This is a genomic window from uncultured Thiodictyon sp. (assembly GCF_903828115.1).
Lineage (GTDB): Bacteria > Pseudomonadota > Gammaproteobacteria > Chromatiales > Chromatiaceae > Thiodictyon.
In genome coordinates this window covers 1-4,713 of record NZ_CAIKKU010000135.1, presented here as the reverse complement: position 1 = coordinate 4,713, position 4,713 = coordinate 1, and the positions used below count along the sequence as shown (strand labels likewise).

The 4,713-nt window shown below is 67.2% G+C and carries 5 protein-coding genes; 3 read left to right on the top strand and 2 right to left on the bottom strand.

Translation table 11 applies throughout. From position 1 onward, the window contains the following. Positions 1-86: 86 nt before the first annotated feature. Entirely contained in the window at positions 87-512 is a 426-nt protein-coding gene (locus QZY48_RS05165; RefSeq protein WP_295428617.1) for a GerMN domain-containing protein, read from the bottom strand. 87 nt (positions 513-599) lie between these two features. Here QZY48_RS05165 and QZY48_RS05160 point away from each other — a divergent pair, with 87 nt between their 5' ends. Continuing rightward, the gene (locus tag QZY48_RS05160; RefSeq protein ID WP_295428614.1) at positions 600-1,967 is read left to right on the top strand and encodes an LssY C-terminal domain-containing protein; all 1,368 of its coding nucleotides are present in this window, start codon (positions 600-602) and stop codon (positions 1,965-1,967) included. 53 nt (positions 1,968-2,020) lie between these two features. Beyond that, entirely contained in the window at positions 2,021-2,176 is a 156-nt protein-coding gene (locus QZY48_RS05155; protein ID WP_295428612.1) for a hypothetical protein, read from the top strand. Between the two features lie 9 nt (positions 2,177-2,185). Here QZY48_RS05155 and QZY48_RS05150 read toward each other — a convergent pair whose 3' ends face one another. Next, the gene (locus QZY48_RS05150) at positions 2,186-2,617 is read right to left on the bottom strand and encodes a PaaI family thioesterase (protein ID WP_295428610.1); all 432 of its coding nucleotides are present in this window, start codon (positions 2,615-2,617) and stop codon (positions 2,186-2,188) included. A gap of 1,127 nt (positions 2,618-3,744) precedes the next feature. On the opposite strand from QZY48_RS05150, the gene QZY48_RS05145 reads away from it, so the two are divergent. Beyond that, positions 3,745-4,512 carry a GNAT family N-acetyltransferase gene (locus tag QZY48_RS05145; RefSeq protein ID WP_295428608.1) on the top strand — a complete coding sequence of 256 codons (768 nt, stop codon included), beginning with the start codon at positions 3,745-3,747 and terminating at the stop codon, positions 4,510-4,512. The last annotated feature ends 201 nt before the right edge of the window (positions 4,513-4,713 follow it).

The window sequence follows — 4,713 nt, the reverse complement described above, 5'->3', positions numbered from 1 at the left end:
TAATCGAACAATCCGACCACGATTACGACAACGACAACGACAACGACGCCCGGTCCGTGGGAACGTCCGGTCGCTGTAGGGTACGATCAGCGGTGCGGGTGAAAGGGCCGCGGGTCACAGTGGTCGTTGGCCGCAGCGCAGGGCTCGTTCAACCACTCGTGAAAGGCGCGGGGGTCGCCGTCGATCGCATACCGCACCCGCTCGACGCTCGGGAACTGGCGCAAGGTGCGGTCCAGTTGGGTGCGCAACTGCGCGGCTCCGCAACTCGAGGTCGCCCCGGACAGCAGGTCACGCGGATCATGCAGGTCCACGTAGGCCGTGCCGGAGGCAATGCGAACCCGCTTGAGCAGACCGGCGGTGGCGGACGAAAAAAGCGAAGAGTACCCGGCCTGGCGCTCATCCGGCGTGGGACCGGCAAACAGGCCGCGTAACGCCGCCGTTGCCACCGCCGCGGTGCGGGGTACGGTGCGGATGACCGGAAACACCACCGGCGAGCGCCGCACCGCGGTCATTCGGCTTGCATCGGCGCGGCCGTCTGGCCAGAATCGCCCAATGCCTGACCGCGAACCCACGCCCATGACGACCCTGAGCTGCCGGTGATGTCACGGACCCTCGCCCTGCTGCACCGCCTGTTCACGACGCGGTATCGGCCGCTGCCGCTGCTGCGCGGCTTTCTGTCGCGGGCCCAGGTGCAGGCGGACCGCTCGGCGCAGGTGACCGTGGCGGTCCTGGATGCGGCCGACAGCGCGCAGGTGTTTGGCGTGCCGCTGGCGCGACGGGGCATTCAGCCGGTGTATCTGCGGGTCGAGAATCGCGGCACAGTGCCGTTGCGCCTGCAACTGTCCAGTATCAGTCCCAACTATTTCACACCGCTGGAGGCGGCCGGTCTCAATCACTTTTCGATCGTCAGGCAGTTGTCCGCGTTCGGGGTCGCCGGCTGGCTCTTCCTGCCGCTGTTGGTGCTCCTGCCCACCAGACTGATCACGGCGCGGCGGGCCAACCGTCGGATGGACGAGTGCTTTGGCGCGCAGGCCTTCCACCTGCGGCCGATCCCGCCCGGGGCGGCGGCGGAGGGCTTCGTGTTCACGCCGCTCGATTCAGGCACCAAGATCGTCCACGTCTGCCTGCATGAGACGGGCGAGTCGCTCGCCTGCGCGGTGCGGGGGCTCGCGGTCCGCGATGCGGCGCCCACTCCTGCCGCCCCACCGGCGCCGGCCGCCGCGGCGGTCAGTTTCACCTTCGCGTTGGCGGTGCCCGGCATTGACGCCGACTATCTGCGCCGCGACTTCGCCGATCTCAATCCGCCGGATGCGCTCATCGATTGCGATGTGCCGACCTTGCTGGAACGGCTGGCGGCCCTGCCGCCCACCACCACGAACCGGCGACAGACGCGCACCGGGGACCCCCTGAACCTGGTGGTGATCGGCGAGTTCGAGACCCTGCTCAGTGCGCTCGCGGCGCGCTGGGATGAGAGTGAGACACTGACGCTGGCCACCTGCGCGAAGACCGCCCGCGCCTTCCTGCTCGGCGCCCAGTACCGCTACTCGCCGGTCAGCCCGCTGTACCTCTTCGGCCGCAGCCAGGACGTGGCGTTGCAGCGCAGCCGCCGCTCGATCAACGAGCGGCTGCATCTGCGCCTGTGGCTGACGCCCCTGCGCCTTCATGGGCGGGGTGTCTGGGTCGGGCAGGTCAGCCGCGACATCGGGGTGCGCCTGACCAGCCGGGCCTGGAACCTCACGACCCATCGAATCGATCCCGATGTCGATGAGTCACGCGACTACCTGATCGAAGACCTGATCCAGGCCGAACGGGTGGTCGCGGCCGGCTATGTCGACGGCGCGGGCGCCTGCGCCGCCGCCGCACCCCGGCACAACCTGACGGGCGATCCGTACTTCACCGACGGCAAGCGGGCTGCGATCCTGCTGTCGACGGCCCGCACGACGCCGCGCTTCGTCGCCTGGGGCTGATGGGTATGGCGGCGGGGCTCAGGAACGGTTCGCTGATAAATCAAACAATTCCATTGGGGACTGCCTCTCGCGCCATTTTCGTTGTCGTTGTCGTAATCGTTGTCGTAATCGAGGTTATCGTCGTGCCGCGGATTCTCGCGCACCGGAAAGTACGTCGCTTCTTCGATTTCGATTACGACAACGACAACGACAACGAGCATGGTGGTTAACTTGTTCTTTCAGGTCTTGGGCCACAGAATCATCTGAGTACAGCGAAACAGGGCGATCTTGCGCCCGTCGGCCTCATCGGTGACCATCGCATCCCAGACCTGGGTCGTGCGTCCCAAGTGCTGCGCCGTGGCGAGGCAGGCAATGCTGCCTTCCTTCACGGTGCCCAGGTGATTGCTCTTGAGTTCAATGGTGGTAAAGGAATCCGCCCCCGCGGGCAGATGCGCGTAGGCCGCGTACCCGCAGGTCGTATCCGCCAAGGCGACGATACTGGCCGCGTGCAGAAAGTGGTTGGGTGCGAAATGCAGTTGCCTGACCGGCATCCGGCTGCTCAGAGAGTTCAACTTCAACTCAAGCATCTCGATGCCCAGGTAGCCGGGCAGATACTCGGCTCCCCGTTCATTGAAGAGCTCAATTGAGACGCCCTGACGTAGACTGCCCATCGGTCATATCCTCACTGGTTGATCCGGATTCCGGTTGATGACGCGGAGCGCCCGCGCGGCATTCCCACGCGGAGCGTGGGAACGAGAAGTCCATACCGGGTAGCCGCGTACTTGACTCGACGGCATTGCGGTACACCTGGTCCGGCCTTGATCGAGATCCCGGCCAGGCAGCGCCGGTGAACGGCATGCGCACCGCCCCCTGGGAGCGCCGCACCCCAGTGCGGCGCGGCCTCGCGTGCGACCGCGGCGTGGCGTGCTGCGGATAGGCTGCGCGGGCCTTGATCATCGTTCCGGCCGCCCCGGGTCGGAGTTCAAGGCTTCAGCCTTGGATGCACAGGACCAAGGCGGAAGCCTTGGACTCCAGAAGGCCGCCGCCGGTCGGAACGACGATCAAGGCCCCGCGCCATACTGGGGTGCGGCGCCCCCAGTGCCGGAGCGATGATCGAGGCCCTGAGTACCACCAGCCGCAATTGTGCGCCCCATTGGGCGTAGGGTGCGCCGCGTGCACCTTGAGAGGCCGCGCCCGCGTGCCGTGGTCAGGGGCCCGGGCGGCGCCATGGTGCGCACGACGCATCCGCCGGCTCGGTCAGTATCCCGGGCAATGCGCCACCGGCGTGCACTTTTCCCACGAGCGGTAAACCGTGGTCTGTCGCCGGTTCTTCCCCTGATGTCTCGTCCAGATTCGTGGGGATACCTCAGGGTCTGTGCCCGGTTCTTTTCCGGTTCTTTTCGGCTCTTCTTGCTCTGTCCCCGGTTCTTCTCTTGCGGCTCGGAGTCGCGCTGATCCGAGCGGGGCTTGGTCGGGCGCAGCTTAGGTGTATAGCCTTTGATAGCTCGCCCTCAACTGGGCAGCGGCGGGCCTGGCCGCGGGTGCGGCGGCGTGGTCTAGCCTCTGATTGTGCAACAAAAAAGAAACAGTCGATCAGGCTGCCCCGCTCAGCAGATCTCGTGTGTACTGTATCGCGATGAATATTAAATATTCGTAGGTTTGAGGCGAAAAAAGCACATTGTTGCTTGACGGCAACGCCTGGCGCGCCCATCCTCCTGGCATTGCTCACTCGTCCCGGCGCCCTCGGGCCGCCTTGCGGCCTGCCGCCGGGACCTGCCGTCATGGCAGGAGGTTTTCTATGTTTCGTCGACTCTCTTTCGAGCGGCGCCTGGCCGACGGCTCGGCCTACCGGATCCGGCCCTCCGGTCCGGATGATCGCGGACTGCTGATCCGCTGCTTCGAGTCACTCTCGCCGCAGTCCCGGCGCCTGCGCTTCTTCAACGACCGACGGGCCTTGGCCCCGGATGACCTGGACCGCTTCTGCGCCGTGGACGGGCGTGATCACATTGCCTTCGCCGCGGTGCGGATCGATGCGGCCGGGCGGGAGTTGGAGCCCCTGGGCTTCGCCCGTTGCATCCGTCTGGCCTCCGGGAGTGAGGTGGCCGAGTTCTCGATCGCCACGGTGGACCTGATCCAGGGCCAGGGGGTGGGTGCGGCGCTCCTCTCCCACCTGATTGCGGCGGCCCGGCGTCAGGGCATCCGCCGCTTCTGGTTCGAGGTGTTGGCGGAGAACGCCGGCATGCGCCGGCTGGCGCGGCAACTCGGCGGCGATCCCCACTGGGTGGGCGACGGGACCCTGGAGTACGATTGCCGTCTGCCCGAGTCCCGCCCCGCGGTCCCCGCGGCCGTGCCGCTGCGACCGGCCGCGCACCCGGTGGTGCGGGCACTGCCCCTGGGGCTGCCTTGGTATCTGGACCCGGGGGTCTGGGTGGAGCCCTGGATCGCGACCTGGCGGGAGGGTCTGGGCCGGTCTGCGGCTTGGCCCCCGGCCGCCAACGAGGCGATCGGTCAGGGCGTGGAGGCGGGACGCCCGGCGAGTGGCCAGCGTTGGCGCGCCGCGGCCTGAGAGCGTGCGCGCCGTGAAGCCGAAGCGACCATGCAGGTCGTGGTCGGCGCGGGCCTCATGAGGCAGTCTCGGGGAGGAATGGTTCCTGGACTTCGCTCCCGCTCGTCCACGGCGCTGCCATTAGGTTGCGGCGCACTCGCCGACCACGCCGCCTCTGCCTGGAGTCCAAGGCTTCAGCCTTGGCGCGCTCCAAGGCTGAAG

Coding starts and splice junctions, on each gene's coding strand:
- QZY48_RS05165 (WP_295428617.1), bottom strand. CDS start 512: ATGACCGCGGTGCGGCGCTCGCCGGTGGTGTTTCCGGTCATCCGCACC.
- QZY48_RS05160 (WP_295428614.1), top strand. CDS start 600: ATGTCACGGACCCTCGCCCTGCTGCACCGCCTGTTCACGACGCGGTAT.
- QZY48_RS05150 (WP_295428610.1), bottom strand. CDS start 2,617: ATGGGCAGTCTACGTCAGGGCGTCTCAATTGAGCTCTTCAATGAACGG.
- QZY48_RS05145 (WP_295428608.1), top strand. CDS start 3,745: ATGTTTCGTCGACTCTCTTTCGAGCGGCGCCTGGCCGACGGCTCGGCC.